Source organism: Geodermatophilus sp. SYSU D01105, assembly GCF_054050095.1.
The window spans coordinates 1-17,481 of record NZ_JBJGYR010000043.1; the positions used below are offsets into that span (position 1 = coordinate 1).

General features: G+C 75.9%; 19 protein-coding genes and 1 tRNA gene. 15 read left to right on the forward strand and 5 right to left on the reverse strand.

Annotated features, from left to right (window positions below):
- Positions 1-240 precede the first annotated feature (240 nt).
- Positions 241-1,572 (forward strand): MFS transporter, encoded by a 1,332-nt coding sequence (locus ACI79I_RS24110; protein ID WP_456995065.1) that lies wholly within the window; start codon positions 241-243, stop codon positions 1,570-1,572.
- Here the strand turns inward: ACI79I_RS24110 and dcd are convergent.
- Complete coding sequence (gene dcd, locus ACI79I_RS24115; protein WP_456995067.1) at positions 1,538-2,128, reverse strand: dCTP deaminase; 591 nt, start codon at positions 2,126-2,128, stop codon at positions 1,538-1,540. The genes ACI79I_RS24110 and dcd overlap by 35 nt on opposite strands.
- Positions 2,129-2,303: 175 nt before the next feature.
- Here dcd and ACI79I_RS24120 point away from each other — a divergent pair, with 175 nt between their 5' ends.
- From ACI79I_RS24120 to ACI79I_RS24150, 7 genes are all read left to right on the forward strand, one after another.
- On the forward strand, positions 2,304-2,879 hold the full coding sequence (locus tag ACI79I_RS24120) for a PAS domain-containing protein (protein WP_456995069.1): 576 nt from the start codon (positions 2,304-2,306) through the stop codon (positions 2,877-2,879).
- A 2-nt stretch (positions 2,880-2,881) separates the two neighbouring features.
- Positions 2,882-3,844: a methyl-accepting chemotaxis protein gene (locus ACI79I_RS24125; RefSeq protein ID WP_456995071.1), complete on the forward strand. Its 963-nt coding sequence runs from the start codon at positions 2,882-2,884 to the stop codon at positions 3,842-3,844.
- 109 nt (positions 3,845-3,953) lie between these two features.
- Complete coding sequence (locus tag ACI79I_RS24130; RefSeq protein ID WP_456995073.1) at positions 3,954-6,617, forward strand: ATP-binding protein; 2,664 nt, start codon at positions 3,954-3,956, stop codon at positions 6,615-6,617.
- Between the two features lie 62 nt (positions 6,618-6,679).
- A tRNA-Gly gene (locus ACI79I_RS24135) sits at positions 6,680-6,750 on the forward strand.
- 77 nt (positions 6,751-6,827) lie between these two features.
- Entirely contained in the window at positions 6,828-7,658 is an 831-nt protein-coding gene (locus ACI79I_RS24140; RefSeq protein WP_456995075.1) for a putative protein N(5)-glutamine methyltransferase, read from the forward strand.
- A gap of 104 nt (positions 7,659-7,762) precedes the next feature.
- Entirely contained in the window at positions 7,763-8,302 is a 540-nt protein-coding gene (locus ACI79I_RS24145) for a universal stress protein (RefSeq protein WP_456995077.1), read from the forward strand.
- 50 nt (positions 8,303-8,352) lie between these two features.
- Entirely contained in the window at positions 8,353-10,017 is a 1,665-nt protein-coding gene (locus ACI79I_RS24150) for a GAF domain-containing protein (RefSeq protein ID WP_456995079.1), read from the forward strand.
- A gap of 6 nt (positions 10,018-10,023) precedes the next feature.
- Here ACI79I_RS24150 and ACI79I_RS24155 read toward each other — a convergent pair whose 3' ends face one another.
- The 4 genes from ACI79I_RS24155 to ACI79I_RS24170 all read right to left on the reverse strand — a co-directional run bounded on the left by ACI79I_RS24155 (position 10,024) and on the right by ACI79I_RS24170 (position 12,917).
- A complete protein-coding gene (locus tag ACI79I_RS24155; RefSeq protein WP_456995081.1) occupies positions 10,024-10,707 on the reverse strand; it encodes a response regulator in 684 nt (227 codons plus the stop codon).
- 61 nt (positions 10,708-10,768) lie between these two features.
- A complete protein-coding gene (locus tag ACI79I_RS24160; protein WP_456995083.1) occupies positions 10,769-11,797 on the reverse strand; it encodes a type III polyketide synthase in 1,029 nt (342 codons plus the stop codon).
- A gap of 73 nt (positions 11,798-11,870) precedes the next feature.
- Positions 11,871-12,572 (reverse strand): methyltransferase domain-containing protein, encoded by a 702-nt coding sequence (locus ACI79I_RS24165; RefSeq protein ID WP_456995085.1) that lies wholly within the window; start codon positions 12,570-12,572, stop codon positions 11,871-11,873.
- Between the two features lie 3 nt (positions 12,573-12,575).
- Positions 12,576-12,917: a DUF3140 domain-containing protein gene (locus ACI79I_RS24170; RefSeq protein WP_456995087.1), complete on the reverse strand. Its 342-nt coding sequence runs from the start codon at positions 12,915-12,917 to the stop codon at positions 12,576-12,578.
- Between the two features lie 69 nt (positions 12,918-12,986).
- On the opposite strand from ACI79I_RS24170, the gene ACI79I_RS24175 reads away from it, so the two are divergent.
- From ACI79I_RS24175 to ACI79I_RS24205, 7 genes are all read left to right on the forward strand, one after another.
- Positions 12,987-13,463 (forward strand): DUF6328 family protein, encoded by a 477-nt coding sequence (locus tag ACI79I_RS24175; RefSeq protein ID WP_456995089.1) that lies wholly within the window; start codon positions 12,987-12,989, stop codon positions 13,461-13,463.
- 24 nt (positions 13,464-13,487) lie between these two features.
- A complete protein-coding gene (locus tag ACI79I_RS24180) occupies positions 13,488-14,480 on the forward strand; it encodes a ribokinase (RefSeq protein ID WP_456995091.1) in 993 nt (330 codons plus the stop codon).
- Positions 14,477-14,653, forward strand: a complete 177-nt coding sequence (locus tag ACI79I_RS24185) for a hypothetical protein (RefSeq protein WP_456995093.1) — start codon at positions 14,477-14,479, stop codon at positions 14,651-14,653. The genes ACI79I_RS24180 and ACI79I_RS24185 overlap by 4 nt, the downstream gene beginning before the upstream one ends.
- A gap of 43 nt (positions 14,654-14,696) precedes the next feature.
- Positions 14,697-15,707 (forward strand): TIGR03617 family F420-dependent LLM class oxidoreductase, encoded by a 1,011-nt coding sequence (locus tag ACI79I_RS24190; protein WP_456995095.1) that lies wholly within the window; start codon positions 14,697-14,699, stop codon positions 15,705-15,707.
- A 102-nt stretch (positions 15,708-15,809) separates the two neighbouring features.
- Entirely contained in the window at positions 15,810-15,950 is a 141-nt protein-coding gene (locus tag ACI79I_RS24195) for a hypothetical protein (RefSeq protein ID WP_456947341.1), read from the forward strand.
- Between the two features lie 172 nt (positions 15,951-16,122).
- Positions 16,123-16,764: a TetR/AcrR family transcriptional regulator gene (locus ACI79I_RS24200; RefSeq protein WP_456995097.1), complete on the forward strand. Its 642-nt coding sequence runs from the start codon at positions 16,123-16,125 to the stop codon at positions 16,762-16,764.
- A 72-nt stretch (positions 16,765-16,836) separates the two neighbouring features.
- The gene (locus tag ACI79I_RS24205; protein ID WP_456995099.1) at positions 16,837-17,262 is read left to right on the forward strand and encodes a hypothetical protein; all 426 of its coding nucleotides are present in this window, start codon (positions 16,837-16,839) and stop codon (positions 17,260-17,262) included.
- The last annotated feature ends 219 nt before the right edge of the window (positions 17,263-17,481 follow it).

Here is a 17,481-nt window from a genome sequence, read left to right on the forward strand (position 1 = left end):
CCCCCCCCCCCCCCCCCCGATCGGCCCGGGGACGTCGTGACCGTCCCAGTGCCCGGGCGCGGCGCACCTGGCCGTGCCAACCTCGCCGACTACCCGGGCGCCGTCCAGGCACCGGCCGGCGACCTCGTCACGCCGACGTGGCCCGCGAGTCCGCCGGTGGACCGCCCCACCCGCTGAGATCGTTGCGTGGGGTAACCACCCGGCGGTGAGTCGCCTCCGCCACAGGAGGACCATCGTCGGGTGACCCGCACCGCCCCGGCCCCGTCGACCGCCCCGCCCGCTCCCGATCACCGGCGCGGCCTGGTGCTGATCGGGACGGCGATCGTGCTCACGGGCTTCAACCTGCGGACGGCGGTCAACAGCATCGGACCGGTGCTCGAGGAGATCGAGCGGGGGCTGGGCATCTCCAGCGGGATGGCCGGGCTCCTCACGACCATGCCCGTGCTCTGCTTCTCCGCGATCGGGTTCGCCGGACCCCCGCTGGCCGCCCGCTACCGGGACGGGCACGTGCTCGCCGGCGCCCTGCTGGCCATGGCGGCGGGGCTGGTCCTGCGGTCGTCCTCCGGGGCGTTCTGGCTGTTCCTGGTCGGCACGGTGCTGGCGATGGCCGGCGGCGCCCTCGGCAACGTGCTGCTGCCCAGCCTGGTGAAGCGCCACTTCCCGGCGCGCACGGGCCTGCTCGTGGGCGCCTACAGCGTGTCGATGGCCGTCGGTGGGGCCGTCGCCGCCGTCACCGCGGCCCCCCTGGCCGCCGCCGCGGGCGCCGAGGGCTGGCGGTGGGCGCTGGGGGTCTGGGCGGTCTTCGCCGTGGTCGCGGCGCTGCCGTGGCTGGCGGTGCCCGCGCGGCCGGGTGCCTCGCGAGCGTCGCACGTCGCGCTGCGGATGCGGTCCCTCGCGCGCAGCCGCATGGCGATCGCCCTGGCCGTCTTCTTCGGCACGCAGTCGATGCAGGCCTACGTGGTGATCGGGTGGGGGGCGCAGTACCTGCGCGACTCCGGGCTGAGCGCCGGGACGGCCGGCCTGCTGCTGGGCCTCAACACCGTGGTCGTCATCCCGCTCAACGCGGTCGTCCCCACCCTCACGGTGCGCCCGCGCCTGCAACGACCGCTGCTGGTCACCTTCGTGGTGTTCCTCGTGGCCGGCTGGGTGGGGCTGATGGTGGCGCCGCTGGCCGCGCCCTGGTTGTGGATGACCCTGCTCGCCCTCGGCCTGGGCAGCTTCGCCATGGTGCTCACGCTGATCGGCCTCCGGGCGCGCACGCCCGAGACCACCGCGGCGCTCTCGACCTTCGCGCAGGGGTGCGGGTACGTGCTGGCGGGGTGCGGCCCGATCCTGGTCGGCGTCCTCCGCGGGGTCACCGGCGGCTACACGGGCATGTTCGTCGTCGTCCTGACCGGCGTCGCGGTGCTGCTCTGCAGCGGGTGGCTGGCGACCCGCCAGCGCTACGTGGACGACGAGGTGCCCGGTTGGGCGTGCGACGCCCACCACGGGGACGTCATCGAGGTGGTCGGCACCGAACCGCCGGTCACCGTGCACGTCAAGGAGCCGGACGCCGGGTCTCCGCGCGGGTGAAGTTGCGGAACGACCGCGACGGCGTCGGGCCGCGCTGGTCCTGGTAGCGGGAGCCGTAGACCGCCGACCCGTAGGGGTGCTCGGCCGGGCTGGTCAGCCGGAACAGGCAGAGCTGACCGATCTTCATGCCCGGCCACAGCGTGATCGGCAGGTTCGCGACGTTGGACAGCTCCAGCGTGATGTGCCCGGAGAAGCCGGGGTCGACGAAGCCGGCCGTGGAGTGGGTGAGCAGGCCCAGCCGGCCCAGGGAGCTCTTGCCCTCGAGCCGCGCGGCCAGGTCGTCGGGGATGGTGACGACCTCGAGCGTGGAGCCGAGCACGAACTCCCCGGGGTGCAGCACGAACGGCTCGTCGCCTTCCGGCTCGACCAGGGTGGTCAGGTCGTCCTGCTGCTGCGCCGGGTCGATGTGGGTGTACCGGGCGTTGTTGAACACCCGGAAGAAGCGGTCCAGCCGGACGTCGATGCTCGAGGGCTGCACCAGGCCCTTGTCGTAGGGCTCAATGCCGAGCCGCCCCTCGGCGATGGCAGCCGTGATGTCGCGGTCGGACAGCAGCATGCGGCGGAGTCTAGGGACCGCCCGCCGCGCGCCCGTCCGCCCGCGTCCGGGAGGGAGCCCTCCGCCGGTCGAGGACCTTCGTCCCGTGTCCGCCGCCACCCGCGACCCCGGCTTCACTCGGGGGCGGCCCTGCCGATGGAACAGGGACCTCATCGTCCGGGATCCGGGAGGACCGTTGCTCGACACCCAGGCGGGTCCTCGCACCCGCGGCGCCGGCCGCGGCACCCGGCCCACCGGGGAGGAGCGCACCTTCGGCCCCGACGAGCTGATCGTCTCCAAGACCGACCCGCGCGGGGTCATCACCTACGCCAACGACGTCTTCCTGCGGATCAGCGGCTACGAGCTCGACGAGGTGATCGGGCAGCCGCACAACCTGATCCGGCACCCCGAGATGCCCCGGGCGGTGTTCGCCCTGCTGTGGTCGACCCTCGCGGAGGGCCGCGAGCTGTTCGCCTACATCAACAACCTCGCCTCCGACGGCGCGCACTACTGGGTGCTGGCGCACGTGACGCCGTCCTACGGCCCCGACGGCCGCGTGGTCGGCTACCACTCCAACCGCCGGCGCCCGTCCCCGGGAGCGATCCGCCAGGTGACCCCCCTCTACGCGCAGCTGCTCGCCGAGGAGCGGCGCCACCCGACCGCGAAGGCCGCCGCCGCGGCGTCGTCCCGGCTGCTGGGCGAGCTCGTCGCCGCGCGGGCCAGCTCCTACGAGGAGTTCATCTGGTCGGTCATCAGCCGGGAGGAGAGCTGACCATGGGGTTCCGCGCACGCGGTGCGGACCGGCGCAACGACGCCGAGGAGCTCGCCGTCTACCGGGAGTTCGTCCGCGAGCTCACCGCGACCTGCCAGGCAGCCGCCCGCGGCGACCTGGAGGCCCGCAGCCGGCCGACGGCGGGGTCGGAGGACGTCCCGGAACTGCGGGCGCTGCAGCACAGCGTCAACTCCATGCTCGACGTCTCCGACGCCTTCGTCCGGGAGTCCTCGGCCGCCCTGACCGCCGCCGCGCAGGGGCGCTTCCACCGCTCGGTGCTGCTCGCGGGACTGGCCGGCGCCTACCGCAAGGGCGCGACGGACATCAACACCGCGCGGGACGCCATGCGGGAGACCGCCGGGCGGGTCACCGAGGCGCAGACCGCACGGCTGCGGCTCGCCGACGAGTTCGAGGCCGTCGTCCTCGCGATGTCCGAGCAGGTGGCCACCGCCTCGACCGAGATGAGCGCCTCGGCCGCCGGCCTGACCGCCGCCGCCTCGGCGGCCAGCGCCGAGACCGGGACCGCGCGGGGGACGATGAACTCGCTGACCCGCTCCTCGGCCGAGATCAAGGACGTCGTCGCGCTCATCGACGCGATCGCGGCCCAGACCCGGCTGCTGGCGCTGAACGCCACGATCGAGGCGGCCCGCGCCGGCGAGGCGGGCAAGGGCTTCGCCGTCGTCGCCTCCGAGGTCAAGGACCTCGCCGACCAGACCGCCCGCGCCACCGAGCAGGTCACAGCCCACGTCGAGCAGATCCAGCAGGCCTGCGAGCAGGTCGCCACGGTCATGCACGAGGTGGGGACGACGGTCACCGAGATGAACGGCCTGGTCGACGGGATCGCCGCGGCCGTCGACGGCTCGGCGTCGCTGGGCTCGGCCGACGGCGACACCACCGGCCTGTCGCAGATGGCCGAGCGGCTGCGCTCGGACGCGATCGGCTTCCTCGCCGAGATGCGCCGCTGACCACGGGGGTACCGTTCCCTCCCGGTCGGCCGGACTCGGGCCGGGCGACCGGTCCGCGGCCCCGCCGCGGGAACCCGACCGTCCAGGACGAACGGAGGTGTGCCGGCGCGTGAGCGTGGCCGACCACCTCCCCGGCCCCGGGGACGCCGAGCTCTTCCGGGACGGCGGCCGCAACGGCCGGCTGATGGCCGCCTTCGACTGGTCCACCACGCCGGTGGGACCGGTCGCGGGATGGCCGGCCAGCCTGCGGCACGCCGTCCGCACCGTGCTGGCCTCGCGGTTCCCGATGATCCTGGCCTGGGGCCCCGGGTACACGCAGTTCTACAACGACGCCTACGCCACGCTGATCGGCGCGAAGCACCCCGGTGCGATCGGCGACGACCTGCGGGTCACCCTCGCCGAGGGCTGGGCGGCCCTGCAGGAGCCCGTCGAGCACGCCATGGCCGCCCGCGAGCCGTCCTGGATCCCGCAGCTGCTCCTGCTCCTGGAGCGCGCCGGCTACCGCGAGGAGACCTACTTCACCGTCTCGCACGCCCCCGCGTACGGCGACGCGGGCGAGGTCGCCGGCATGCACGCGGTGTGCACGGAGGTCACCCGCCAGGTGCTCGCCGAGCGCCGGCAGCGGCTGCTGCACGACGTCGCGACGGCGGCCGGCCGGCTCGGGGACGAGCTGGCCACGGTGGCCACGATGACCGCCGCACTGGCCGGCGCCCCGCTGGACGTCCCGTTCGCCGCCGTCTACCTGCAGGACCCCGGCCGGGACCGCCTGCGGCGCGCGGCCACCGCCGGGTGCGCCGCGGACCTGCTGCCCGCCGAGGTCGGGAGCACCGACGCGCTGCTGCCGGACGGCGCCGCGCCGCTGGGGGTGACCGGCGGCCCGTGGGGCGACCCGGTCCGCGACGCCGTCGTCCTGCCGCTGGTCGCCGGGGCCGGCACCGAGCCGGTCGGCGCGCTCCTCGTCGGGGTGAACCCCAACCGGGCGCTGGACGAGGAGTACCGGAGCTTCCACGAGCTGCTGGCCGGGCAGTTCGCCGGCGCGGTGGTCAACGCCCGGGCCTACACCGAGCAGCGGGCGCGCGCGGAGGCGCTCGCGGAGCTCGACCGGGCCAAGACGGCGTTCTTCGCCAACATCAGCCACGAGCTGCGCACCCCGCTGTCCCTGCTGCTGGGCCCGCTCGCGGACGCGCTGGAGCAGTCCGGGGCGGCGCTGCCCGCCGCCGTCCGGGAGCAGCTGACGCTGGCGCAGCGCAACGGGGAGCGGCTCCAGCGGCTGGTCAACGACCTGCTGGAGTTCGTCAGCATCGAGGCCGGCCGGGCGTCGGCGGTCCGGGTCGAGACCGACGTCGCGACCTACACCGCGGAGCTGGCCGGGGTGCTGCGGGCGGCCGCGGAGCGGGCCGGCCTCCGGCTCACCGTCGACTGCCCGCCGCTGGGCCGGCCCGCCCACGTCGACCCGCGGATGTGGGAGAAGGTCGTCCTCAACCTGGTCGCCAACGCCGTGAAGTACACCTTCGTCGGCGGCATCGACGTCACCCTGCGGCCGGACGGCGACCGGTTCGTGCTGCAGGTGGCCGACACCGGCGTCGGCGTCCCCGCCGGGGAGCTGCCGCACCTGTTCGAGCGCTTCCACCGGGTCACCGGCTCCGCCGCCCGCAGCCGGGAGGGGACCGGGCTCGGGCTCGCGCTGGTCCGCGAGCTGGTCGGCCTGCACGGTGGCGAGGTCTCGGTCACCAGCGAGCCCGGCGTCGGCAGCACCTTCACCGTCACCATGCCCTTCGGCGAGCCGGACGCCGCGCCCGACGCACCCGCCCTCCCCTCGGCGGCCGCGAGCGGGGCCGTGGTGGCCCCGTGGGACGACGACCTGCAGTGGAGCGGCGCGGAGGCCCCGGCCGCCTCCGCGGGGAGCGTGCTGGTCGTCGACGACAACGCCGACATGCGGGCCTACCTCACCCGGCTGCTCGCCCCGCAGTGGACGGTGCGGACGGCGACCGACGGCCTCGCGGCCCTCGAGAGCGTGCGGGCCGCGCGGCCCGACGTCGTGGTGACCGACGTGATGATGCCCGGGCTGGACGGGTTCGGCCTGCTCCGGGCGCTGCGCGCCGACCCGGCGACCCGCGCCGTCCCGGTGGTCATGCTCACCGCGCGGGCGGGCCAGGAGGCCGCCGTCGAGGGCTTCGACGCCGGTGTCGACGACTACCTGGCCAAGCCGTTCCGGTCCGCGGAGCTGCTGGGCCGGATCCGGGCCGTGGTCGCCCGCGCCGGCCGGGCCCTCGACGGCGCGGCCGGGAGGTCGGCCGGGGTCGCGGCGCCGCCTCCGGCCGACCCGTCGCTGCCCCACTCGCCGCGGCCGCCGCTCGGCGAGGTCCCGCCGGCCTCCGTCCCCCAGGCGGGACGGGGGTCCGGGCGCAGCGTCCGCGACCACTGGCGCCTCCCGGCGCGGACCTCCTCCATCCCGGCGCTGCGCCGCCGCCTGGCGGCGCTGTTCACCGACGCCGGCCTCGACGAGGACCTCGCCTACGACCTGGTGCTGGCCACCTGCGAGGCGGCCACCAACGCCCTCGAGCACGCCCAGGAGCCCACCGAGCCGTTCATCGACGTCGCGGTGGAGGTGGTCGACGGGCGGGTGGAGATCGCCGTGCGCGACTACGGCCGGTGGCGGGAGCGGGTGCCGAGCATGGACCGCGGCCGCGGCTCGATGCTCATGAGCGCGGTCGGCGAGGTCACCGCCACCCCGAGCGCCGCCGGGACGACGGTGGTCATCCGCACCGCCTGACCCCTGCGGGGGACCCTGCTCCCCTCGCCCGCCCGCCTCGGCTAGACTCGGGACCGCACCTCGCGGGTGTAGTTCAATGGCAGAACATCAGCTTCCCAAGCTGACAGTGCGAGTTCGATTCTCGTCACCCGCTCTCCCGACCGGCCCGGCCGGTCCGCCTCCGGCGCCGGTGACCGGCGCCGCTCCCTCCCCGGTTAGCCTCCCGGCATCGTGCCGCAGGAGATCGTCGACGCCCTCGTCGCCCGGCTGCGCACCGCCGGGTGCGTCTTCGCCGAGGAGGAGGCCGGCCTGCTGCTCGCCGCGGCGGCCGGCCCGGCCGAGCTGGAGTCGCTGGTCGCCCGCCGGGTGGCCGGGGAACCGCTCGAGCTGGTGCTCGGCGCGGTCGAGTTCTGCGGGCACCGCATCGCCGTGGAGCCCGGGGTCTTCGTCCCCCGCCGCCGCACCGGCCTGCTCGTCGACCTCGCGGTGGCGCGGGTGCGCGACGTCCCGGACCCGGTCGTGGTGGACCTGTGCTGCGGCACGGGTGCGGTCGGCGTCGCGATCGCCGCGGCCCTCGACCGGCCCGAGGTGCACGCCGCCGACGTCGACGCGGCAGCGGTCCGCTGCGCGCGCCGGAACCTGGCGCCCTCCGGGGGCCGCGTGCACCAGGGGGACCTCTACGACGCCCTGCCCGGGGACCTGCGCGGCCGGGTGGACGTCCTCGCCGTCAACGCGCCCTACGTCCCGACGGCGGCGATCGCGCTGATGCCCCCGGAGGCGCGCGACCACGAGCCCCGCACCGCGCTGGACGGCGGACCGGACGGCGTCAGCCTCCACCGCAGGGTGGCGGCCGGCGCGCGGCGCTGGCTGGCGGCCGGAGGCGTCCTGCTCGTGGAGACCAGCCGCGACCAGGCGCCGCTCACCGCGGCCGCCGTCACGGCAGCCGGCCTGCAGGCGGAGGTGCACCGGGACGACGACCGTGACGCCACCGTGGTCTCCGGCGCGGCGCCGGACCGTCGAGCACCGGCGGACGAGTGCCCGGTACGTCACGTTCTGCAATGACACGCTCATCAGCGATACGGAACGGCTCGGTGGCGTCACGACCTGCGAAGTCCCTGGGTCCTTGGTCCCTGCCGCCCCTCGCGGAGCCGGTCCACGATCGACCCATGAGCGATGGACACCGCTTCAGCGGCAGGCCGGAGGAGGACCGTCCCGCCGAGAGGCGGGGTCCGGACACCCCCCTCGCCGCGGTGCCCGACGAGCCCGAGGAGGGTCGGCGCGTGGAGCCGCTCCGCCTCTCCCCGCTGCTGCCGCGACGGCAGCACCCCTGGCTGGTCGTCGACGTCGACGGCACGCCCTCGGGGTACGGCGCCCTCGTGTGGGCGCTGCGCGAGGCCGCTCGCCGCGAGGCGACCGTGGTCGCGGTGTGCGTGCTCGACGACGCCGGTCCCGACCCGTTCACCCGGTCGACCCGGCGGGAGTGGACGGCTGCCGAGGAGCGGCTGGAGGCGCACGTGCTGCGCGCCATCGCCGAGACCGGCGTGGTCGGCCGCGCCCGGACGGCGGTGCTGGAGCGTCCCGTCTTCGAGGCCCTGACCGGCGCCGCGCGCGGCGCGGACCTCGTCGTCGTCGGCGCCCACGGCAAGACCCTGCTGCGCCCCGCGGTCCCGCGGCCCCACGTCCGTCGCGTCGCCCGCGGCGCCTGACAGGAGGCCGGCATCCCAGCGCACGCACCGATCCCCCCGACGGCCGGGCCGTGACCCCGCCCGCCGCCGAGGCCCCCGAGACCCCCTCGGTCGCGGTCCCGGGCCTGTCCGCCGGCGTCCGCGCCGCGGCCCGCAGCGACCGGCTCGAGTCGACCCTGCTCGCCATCGTCCGCGCGGCGGTCGAGCGCACCGGCGCGACGTACGGCCTGTTCGGCGTGCTCGGCCCCGACGGCGCGGAGATCGAGAGCTTCGTCGCCGTCGGCATGGACGACAGCGACCGCGAGCGCATCGGGCAGCTCCCCAGCGGTCTGGGCGTGCTGCGTCTGCCCTCCGGCAGCACCGGACCGGTGCGGCTCGACGACCTCACCACCCACCCGGAGGCCGTCGGCTTCCCGCCCGGCCACCCGCCGATGCAGGCGTTCCTCGGCATGCCGGTGCGGGTGGGCGACGACGTCTACGGCCACCTGTACCTGACCCTCGCGCGGGGCGCCGGGACGTTCACCGCCGTCCACGAGGAGGCCGTGCAGGCGCTGGCCGCGGCCGCCGGCCTGGCGATCGAGAACGCCCGCCGGGTGGAGTGGGCCGAGCGCCGGCGGGGCTGGGCGCAGGCCGGCAGCGAGATCGCCACGGCGCTGCTCTCCGGTGCCGATCCCGGCAGCGTGCTGCGCTCGATCGCCCAGCGGGTCGCCGACCTGGGTGAGGCCGACGTCGCCGGCGTCCTGGTGCCGAGCCAGGAGGACGACGACGTGCTGACCGTGGTGGTCGCCGTGGGGCTGGACGGCGACGACGTGGAGGGGGTGCGGGTCCCGCTGGCCGGCAGCCAGCTGGGCGCGGCACACCACTCCGGGATCCCCCGGCTGCTCGTCGACGCGAGCACGCCCGCACCCGGCGACCAGCGGGCCCCGGTGCTCGGTGAGCTCACCGTCCACTACGGCCCGACGCTGATCGTCCCGCTCGGTGGTCGTCCGGCGCTGGGCACGGTCGTCGCGATGCGGCTGCGCGGCCGGGAGCCCTTCGAGCCGTCCACGCTCGACCTCGCCTCGGCCTTCGCCGCGCAGGCCACCGTCGCCCTCGAGCTGGCCCGCAGCCAGCAGCGCGAGCGCCGCCTGCAGGTCGAGGCCGACCGCGACCGGATCGCCCGGGACCTGCACGACCACGTCGTCCAGCGGATCTTCGCCACCGGGCTGGCCCTGGACCGGATCAGCCGGCAGCTGGAGGGCACCCACCCGGAGGCGGCGGCCCGCATCGCCGAGCGGGTCGACGAGCTCGACGGCACCATCGCCCGCATCCGCTCGGCGATCTTCGAGCTGCACGAGGCCGACGACACCTCCCCCGACGCCACCCGCACCCGCATCGTCGACGTCGTCCGGTCGATCACGGGTGGACAGGGCGTGCGACCGGACGTGCGGGTGCGCGGGGACGTCGAGGACCTGCCGCGGGCACTGGTCCCGGACGTGGTGGCGGTCATCCGCGAGCTGGTGACCAACGTGGTCAAGCACGCCCGCGCCACCCGCGTGACCGTGACGGTGACCGTCGACGGCGAGATCCGGGTCGTGGTCACCGACGACGGGATCGGGCTGCCCTCGGTGACCGTGCGCAGCGGGCTGACCAACCTCGCCGACCGCGCCGAGCGGCACGGCGGCCGGATGACCAGCTCGTCGGGGCCGCGCGGCACCGAGATCCGGTGGGTGGTCCCGCTGCGCCCGGAGGGCTGACCCGGGTCAGGCGCCGGGGCCGGAGCGGTCGCGCAGCTCGGTGGCGAGGATGGCGGCCTGCGTGCGCCGTTCCAGGCCCAGCTTGGCCAGCAGGTGGCTGGTGTAGTTCTTCACCGTCTTCTCGGCCAGTCCCATCCGGGCCCCGATCTGCCGGTTGGTCAGGCCCTCGCCGATCAGCCGCAGCACCGTGCGCTCCTGCTCGGTGAGGACGGCGAGCCGGCGGTCGCGCTCGGCCGGCCGACCGCGGGTCACGGCCGCGGCCATGGCCGCGTCCTGACCGAACAGCGTCCCTCCGCCGGCCACCGTCCGGACTGCCGAGACCAGCGCGGAGCCGCGCACCTGCTTGAGCAGGTACCCGGCGGCGCCGGCGGCCATCGCGGCCGCCACCGCCTCCTCGTCGGAGTAGCTGGTGAGCACCAGGCTGCGGGTGGCCGGCGCCCGCTCGCGGAGCCGGCGGCAGACCTCGGCGCCGTCCCCGTCGGGCAGCCGCATGTCGACGACGGCGACGTCGGGCCGGACCGCGGGGACCCGCGCCAGCGCCTCGGCGACCGACCCGGCCTCCCCGACGACGCTGATCCCGGGGTCCTCCTCGAGGAGCTCGGCCACTCCCCGGCGCACGACCTCGTGGTCGTCCACCAGGAAGACCCGGATACCCGACTGCCCCGCCTCCACCCCGGCTGCCCCCTCCACAGCGTGACCTGGATCACACAGCGTAGGGGTTGGCGAGGACGCCGTCACTCCGCGACGGGCCTCACGCCGGGAGCAGCAGCGCGGCGTACAGCGTCAGGCCCGGTCCGAACGCCATCGCGACCACCGGGCCGTCGACGTCGGCGAGCTCCTCGAGCACCAGGAGCACCGTCGCCGAGGAGCAGTTGCCGTGGTCGGCCAGGACGGAGCGGGATGCGGCCAGCTGCGACTCGGCCAGGCCCAGCTCGTCGCGGACGACGTCGAGGATGCGGGGGCCGCCCGGGTGCACCGCCCAGCCCGCGACGTCCTCGGGACCCAGGCCGGCGCCGGTCAGCAGCTCGTCGACGACGTCCCCCACGTGGCGGGACAGCACGTCGGGGACCCGCGGCGAGAGCCCCATGCGGAAGCCGAGGTCGGTGACGTCCCAGGTCATGTGGTCCGCCGTCGACGGGTCGGTGCGGGCGACCACCCCCGTCAGCCGGCGCCCGCGGGTGGCACCCGGCTCCAGGACCACGGCGGCCGCGGCGTCGGAGAACAGCGCGTGCGCGACGACCTGCTCGAGGTCGGCCTGCGCCGGCTGCACGTGCAGGCTGGTCAGCTCGCAGCAGAGCAGGACGGCCGGGCGGGACCGGGCGGTCACGAAGTCGCCGACAGCGGCCAGGGCCGGGATGGCCGCGTAGCAGCCCATGTGCCCGACCAGCAGCCGCTGCAGCCCCGGCGGCATGCCCAGGTCGCTGGCGAGCCGGATGTCCAGGCCAGGGGTGGCGTAGCCGGTGCAGGTGGCGACGGCGAACAGGCCGACGTCGCCCGGCGAGAGCCCGGCGGCGTCCAGCGCGCCGGCGACCGCCTGCTTGCCGAGCGGCAGGGCCTCCTGCACGTAGCGCTGCATGCGCGCGCCGGTGCCCCAGGAGCTGAGGTCCTCGTCCACCGGGTTGGCCACCGCGTGCCGGCGGCGCACGCCCGAGGCGGCGAAGACCCGCCGGGCGGCGCGCACGCCCGCGTAGTGGTCGGCGAAGAAGCCGTCCCAGACGGCCTCCTGCTCGATCGTCGTCGGCAGGGCCGACCCCGCGCCGGTCACGACGGCGCTGCTCACGACGACCCCTCAGCGGCGCGCGGGCTCGGCGTCATGGCCCGAACGGTACGTGCGACCTGCGCACTCTGCCGCCTCACCGTCTGTGCCCGTAGCCGGCGAACAGGACGGCGGTGGTCGGCAGCGGCTTCATCCGGACGCCTGCGCGCCGGCCCAGCCGCCAGGCGACGGTGTCCCGCAGCGAGGGCCGCAGCCCGACCAGGCGCAGCTCCAGGCCCAGCCGGTCGGCGGCGGCCAGCAGCCGGCGGCGGTCGACGAACAGGCGCGGGTCGTGGATCCCCGGCGGCGGCCCTCCGGGCACCCGCTCGCCGATCCGGACGGCGATCAGCTCGGCCAGGCGGGTGTCGGCGAGGGCGTCGATGACCAGTCGCCCGCCGGGGCGCAGCAGCCGGGCGCACTCGGCGAGCACGGCGACGTCGTCCTCGACGTGCTCGAGGATCTCCCCCGCCACGACAACGTCGGCGCAGCCGTCGGCCAGGGGCACCGCCGTGACCGACCCCTGCACCGCGACGACCCCGTGCGCCCGCGCCACCTCCACGCAGCTGCGTCCCAGGTCGACGCCGACGTGGACGTAGCCCAGCCGGGCCGCGTGCGGGGCCATCAGCCCACCGCCACAGGCGAGGTCCACGAGGACCGCGCCGGGGCTCGGCGCCGGCGGGATGTGCTCGGCCCGGGAGGCGGCCAGCCAGTGCAGCATCGCGAAGCCGCCGGCGGCCTCCCACCACTGGTCGGCGAGCTGGTCGTACTGGGCGGGGTCGTTCCGGCGCAGAGCGGGCATGCACTACCCCTTCCCGAGCGGGTCGTGCCCCCAGTTCATCAGCGAGTAGCGCCACTTGGAGGTCTCGACGTCCTCCTTCTTCGGCTCCTGGGCGAGGTGCCGCTGGACGTACCCGTGCACCTTCCGCATGTGCGCGAGGTCGTCGTCGGTCAGGTCGTCCGCCTTCGTCCGCAGCAGCTCGACGATGCGGCGCCCGGAGGCGTGGCCGGTGGACTCCGACCCGCCGTCCTTCTGCCCGACCGACTGCGACTCCTCGGTCTCCAGCCACCGCTCGAGCTCGGCTGCCGTCATGTTCACCGCCTCGCCGAACTCCCGGCGGATCGTGTCGCGGTCCTCGCTGCCCATGGGTCGCCTCCGCGTGTCGGGTCCTGCTCGGCGCGGTACCGCAGCGGCGTGGTGGGGAAACGGACGGACGTGGCCAGGACCGCCCTGCTGCGCGGCCAGACGCCGGAGGAGGTGCTCGACCGCAACCTCGCCGAGCTGCTGCAGGAGATGCGGGTGGCGATCACCGGCGTGCAGATCCTCTTCGCGTTCCTGTTGACGCTGCCCTTCACCGCCCGCTTCGAGGACCTCGGGGCGTTCGGCACGACCGTCTACTCGGTGACCCTGCTCAGCACGGCGGCGGCGACGCTGGTGCTGATCGCCCCGGTGTCCTTCCACCGCACGCTGTTCCGTCGGCAGCGCAAGGCCGAGCTGGTCGCCTTCGCCGACCACGCCCTGCTGATCGGCCTCGGCCTGCTCTTCCTGGGCATCGCCAGCGCGGTCCTGCTGGTCCTCGACGTCGTCCTCGGTCGCTGGCCGGCAGTCGTCGGGTGCGGCTTCGTCGTGCTGGTGGGCGCGGTGGCCTGGTACGCACTCCCCCTGCGTCACCGCCGGTCGGCCGAGCGCTGACCGCGGCCGGGAGGAGGTGACCGCGTGTCCGTGACCGTCGTCGGCAGCCTCAACGAGGACGTGCTGGTGCGGGTCGACCGGCTGCCCGGCCGCGGCGAGACCGTCGTGGGCCAGGGCACCGTGCTGGCGCCGGGCGGCAAGGGGGCCAACCAGGCCGCGGCCGCCGGGCGGCTGGCCGGCGCGGGCCGCGTGGCGATGGTGGGCCGGGTGGGCGAGGACCCCGCCGGGGACCGGCAGCTGACCGCGCTGACCGACGCCGGCGTGGACGTCGGGCACGTGCGGCGCACACCGGGCACCCCGACCGGGACCGCCACCATCCCGGTCGAGGAGGGCAGCGGGGAGAACCTGATCGTGGTCGTCCCCGGCGCCAACGCCGAGCTGCGGCCGGGTGACGTCGACGTGCCGCCGGTGCGGCGGGCGGAGGTGGTGCTGCTCCAGCTCGAGGTCCCGCTGGCCGCGGTGACCGCGGCAGCGGCGGCCGCGGACGGCACCGTCGTCCTCACCCCGGCGCCGCCGCGTCCGCTGCCGGCCGACCTGCTGAGCCGGGTCGACGTGCTCGTCCCCAACGAGCACGAACTGCTGCAGTTGACCGGCGCCGGAGCCGGCGACCGGACCCCTGCCGACCTGGCCGCGCTGGCCGGCGGCCTGGGGACGGCGACCGTCGTGGTGACCCTCGGCGCGCGGGGTGCCCTGCTCGTGCCCGGTGACGGCCCCGCCCTGCTGCAGCCGCCCCCTCCCGTCCGCGCGGTCGACACCACCGGGGCCGGCGACTGCTTCTGCGGCGCCCTGGCGGTCGCGCTCGCCGCGGGTGCCACGCCAGCCGACGCGGTCGCCGACGCGGTGACCGCCGCCGCGCTCTCGACCGCCGGGCGGGGCGCCCGGGGCGCCCTGCCCGGACCCGCCGAGGTGGCGGCCCTGCGCGCGCAGCTGCCGGCGGCCGCCCAGGTGGGGAACGGTTTCCGCCCCCGCTCCCCGGGCACAGCCGGGAGCAGACCGACCGAGGAGGACCCGCCATGACCGATGCCGCACAGCCCGATCCCGCACAGACCGACCCGGCCCGGCCGCCGCGCAGTGCCGAGCGCGCCGAGGGGGACCCGGCGGGCGAGGAGAGCACCACCGGGCGCACGCCGCGGCCGGACCAGCCCGCGGAGGGCGAGGAGCTGCCGGGCGAGGGCGCCGACACCCCCTGACCTCGCTGGCGGCGGGAGCTGGGGTGCGGGAGGCTCCGGTGCCGTGCTGCTCGACGCCACGCTGACCGCCGACCTCGACGACGTCCCCGAGCTCGCCCGGGAGCTGGAGCAGCGGGGCTACGGCGGCGTCTGGACCTCCGAGACCGACCACGACCCGTTCCTGCCGCTGCTCCTCGCCGGCCGGGCCACCACCGGGCTGCAGGTCGGGACGGCGATCGCGGTCGCCTTCGCTCGCTCGCCGATGACGGTGGCCGGGACGGCCCACGACCTGCAGCGCGCCACCCGCGGGCGGTTCGTGCTGGGGCTGGGCACGCAGGTGCGCGCGCACGTGGAGCGGCGGTTCTCCATGCCCTGGAGCGCGCCGGTGCCCCGCATGCGCGAGTACGTCGCCGCGCTGCGGGCCATCTGGTCGGCCTGGCAGGAGGGCACCCGGCTGCACTTCCGCGGCGAGCACTACCGGCACACCCTGATGACCCCGGTGTTCAGCCCCGAACCGCACGAGTGGGGCGGGCCGCCGGTGTACCTGGCGGCGGTCGGGCCCGCGATGACCCGGCTGGCCGGGGAGGTGGCCGACGGCCTGCTCGCCCACGCCTTCAGCACCGCGCGGTACCTGCGCGAGCGGACCCTGCCCGCCCTCGAGGAGGGCCTGGCCGCGGCCGGCCGGTCCCGGGCGGAGCTCACGGTCTGCCTGCCCGGTTTCGTCGTCACGGGCGCCACCGAGGCGGAGATGGCCGCCGCGGCCGCCGCCGTCCGTGCCCGGATCGCCTTCTACGGCAGCACGCCCGCCTACCGTCCGGTGTTGGAGCTGCACGGCTGGGGTGCGCTCGCCGACGAGCTGCACGCCCTGTCGGTCGGGCGCCGCGAGGACCGGTGGACGGCGATGCGCGACCTGGTGGACGACGAGGTGCTGGGCACCTTCGCCGTCGTCGCCGGCCCCGCCGACGTCGGGCGGGAGGTGCGGGCGCGCTTCGCGGGACTGGTGGACCGGTTCAGCGTGCCCGCGGGACCCTCCCGGCTGAACCCGTGGGACCCCCTGGTCGCGGCGCTCCGCTGAGCCGCGCCGGACACGGGGAGTGACCGATCTCTCAGCGTTTCGGCTTCAACTCACCGCCTCGGGTCTGTTTCCCGACCCGGCGCGCGGGGGACGCTGGGTGGCATGGAGGACACGCAGCGCGATATGCGAGTAGCCGACGAGACCCCGACCGAGCGCCAGGCCGACGAGTCGCAGGCCCAACAGGCCTCAGCCGTTCCCGTGGCGCGGCTGCTGGCCAACCCCCGCCGGGTGCGCCGGGCCTGACCCGTACGGGGGATCGGTGGTCGCTCGACGGTCACGCATCGTCACACGAGTCCCACCGATCCCCGGGGTCCCGGCCTACTCGGGCGCCTCTCGTCACTCACTGCAACCAACCATGCACGGAGACCGGCGTGCCGCGAACTGATCCGTCACGGGCTGGGGCAGCATCCCGGGCGTGACCGCAGCCGCCCTCCCCCTCGCCGCCGACGACGCCCTCGCCACTGATGACAGGGCTCCCGTGCGCCGGAGCCGGGCCGAGCGGCAGGCCATCGTCCTGGACACCGCCGAGCGGTTGTTCGCCACCCGCAGCTCCCGCAGTGTCGGGATGGACGAGCTGGTCCGCGAGACCGGCCTGGGCAAGATGACGGTCTACCGCCTCTTCAAGAGCAAGGACGACCTCGTCGGCGCCTACCTGGCCCGCAAGGCCGCGACGGTCCTGGCCTACATCGACGCCGAGCTGGTGCGGCTCGAGGGCGACCCGAAGGCCGCACTGCTGTCGGTCGTGGACGCCGTCGAGCGGGACGTGACCCGCACCGGCTTCCGCGGGTGCCCCTTCACCAACGTCAGCAGCGAGTACGACGATCCGCAGCACCCGGCCCGGAGCGCGGCGGCGGACTACAAGTTCGAGCTGCACGCGCGCCTGGAGCGCCTGGCCGACCAGGTCGTGCCCGGCGCCGGTGAGGACCTCGCCGCCCAGGTGCACCTGATCATCGACGGCATGTACCTCTCCGGGGGCCTGCTGGGCCCCGACGGCCCGGCCGCGCACGGCCGCACGCTCGCCGAGCGGCTCATCGAGGCCGCGATCGCCGGGCGCTGAGCCCCCGGGCGGCCTCCCGGGCGCACCGCGGCTCGTCCGGCGGGGCCGCCCACCGCCCCGCAGGATGAGGCGGTGAGCAGCGACCGCAGCCGGCCCGAGCTGGACGACACCACCGTGGAGGGCCTCGGCAAGCTCTCCGAGGCCCTGGAGACCATCGAGCAGGCCCGCGGCCAGCTCTACGGCTTCCACCAGCACTCGGGGAAGGCCGACCTGCTCCTGCAGGACGCCGTCGAGCTGTTCCGGCAGGCCGGGCACACCGAGCTGGCCGACGACCTCGACCGCGACCTCGTCGGCCGCAACGTCATCGCCGACCGGTGGACCTTCCAGATCGTCGAGGACTACGACGCCAACTACTGGTCGGTCTTCCGCGCCTTCGACGAGCGGGCGCGCCAGGAGCTCGCCGACGGCGACCGGCACGTCTTCGAGGCCCGGATGAAGCAGCGGGAGCGGACCAAGGGCCACCCCCACCACGAGGCCGGCCCCGTCCTCGACGAGTAGCGGAGAAGAGCCCCGCGCCCGGGTCGGGGACGGCACCTGAGCCGGAGTGGACTGGTCGCGGGGTCCGGAGGGTCCCCGGCCGGGACACGGGTGGGGCTCAGCGCGGGTCGGGGACGGCACCTGGCCGCGGTGTCGGCCGGAGGAGTGGAGGCCGGAGGCCTCCGCGACGAGGGCCGGAGGGGGCTCAGCGCGGGTCGGGGACGGCACCTGGCCGCGGTG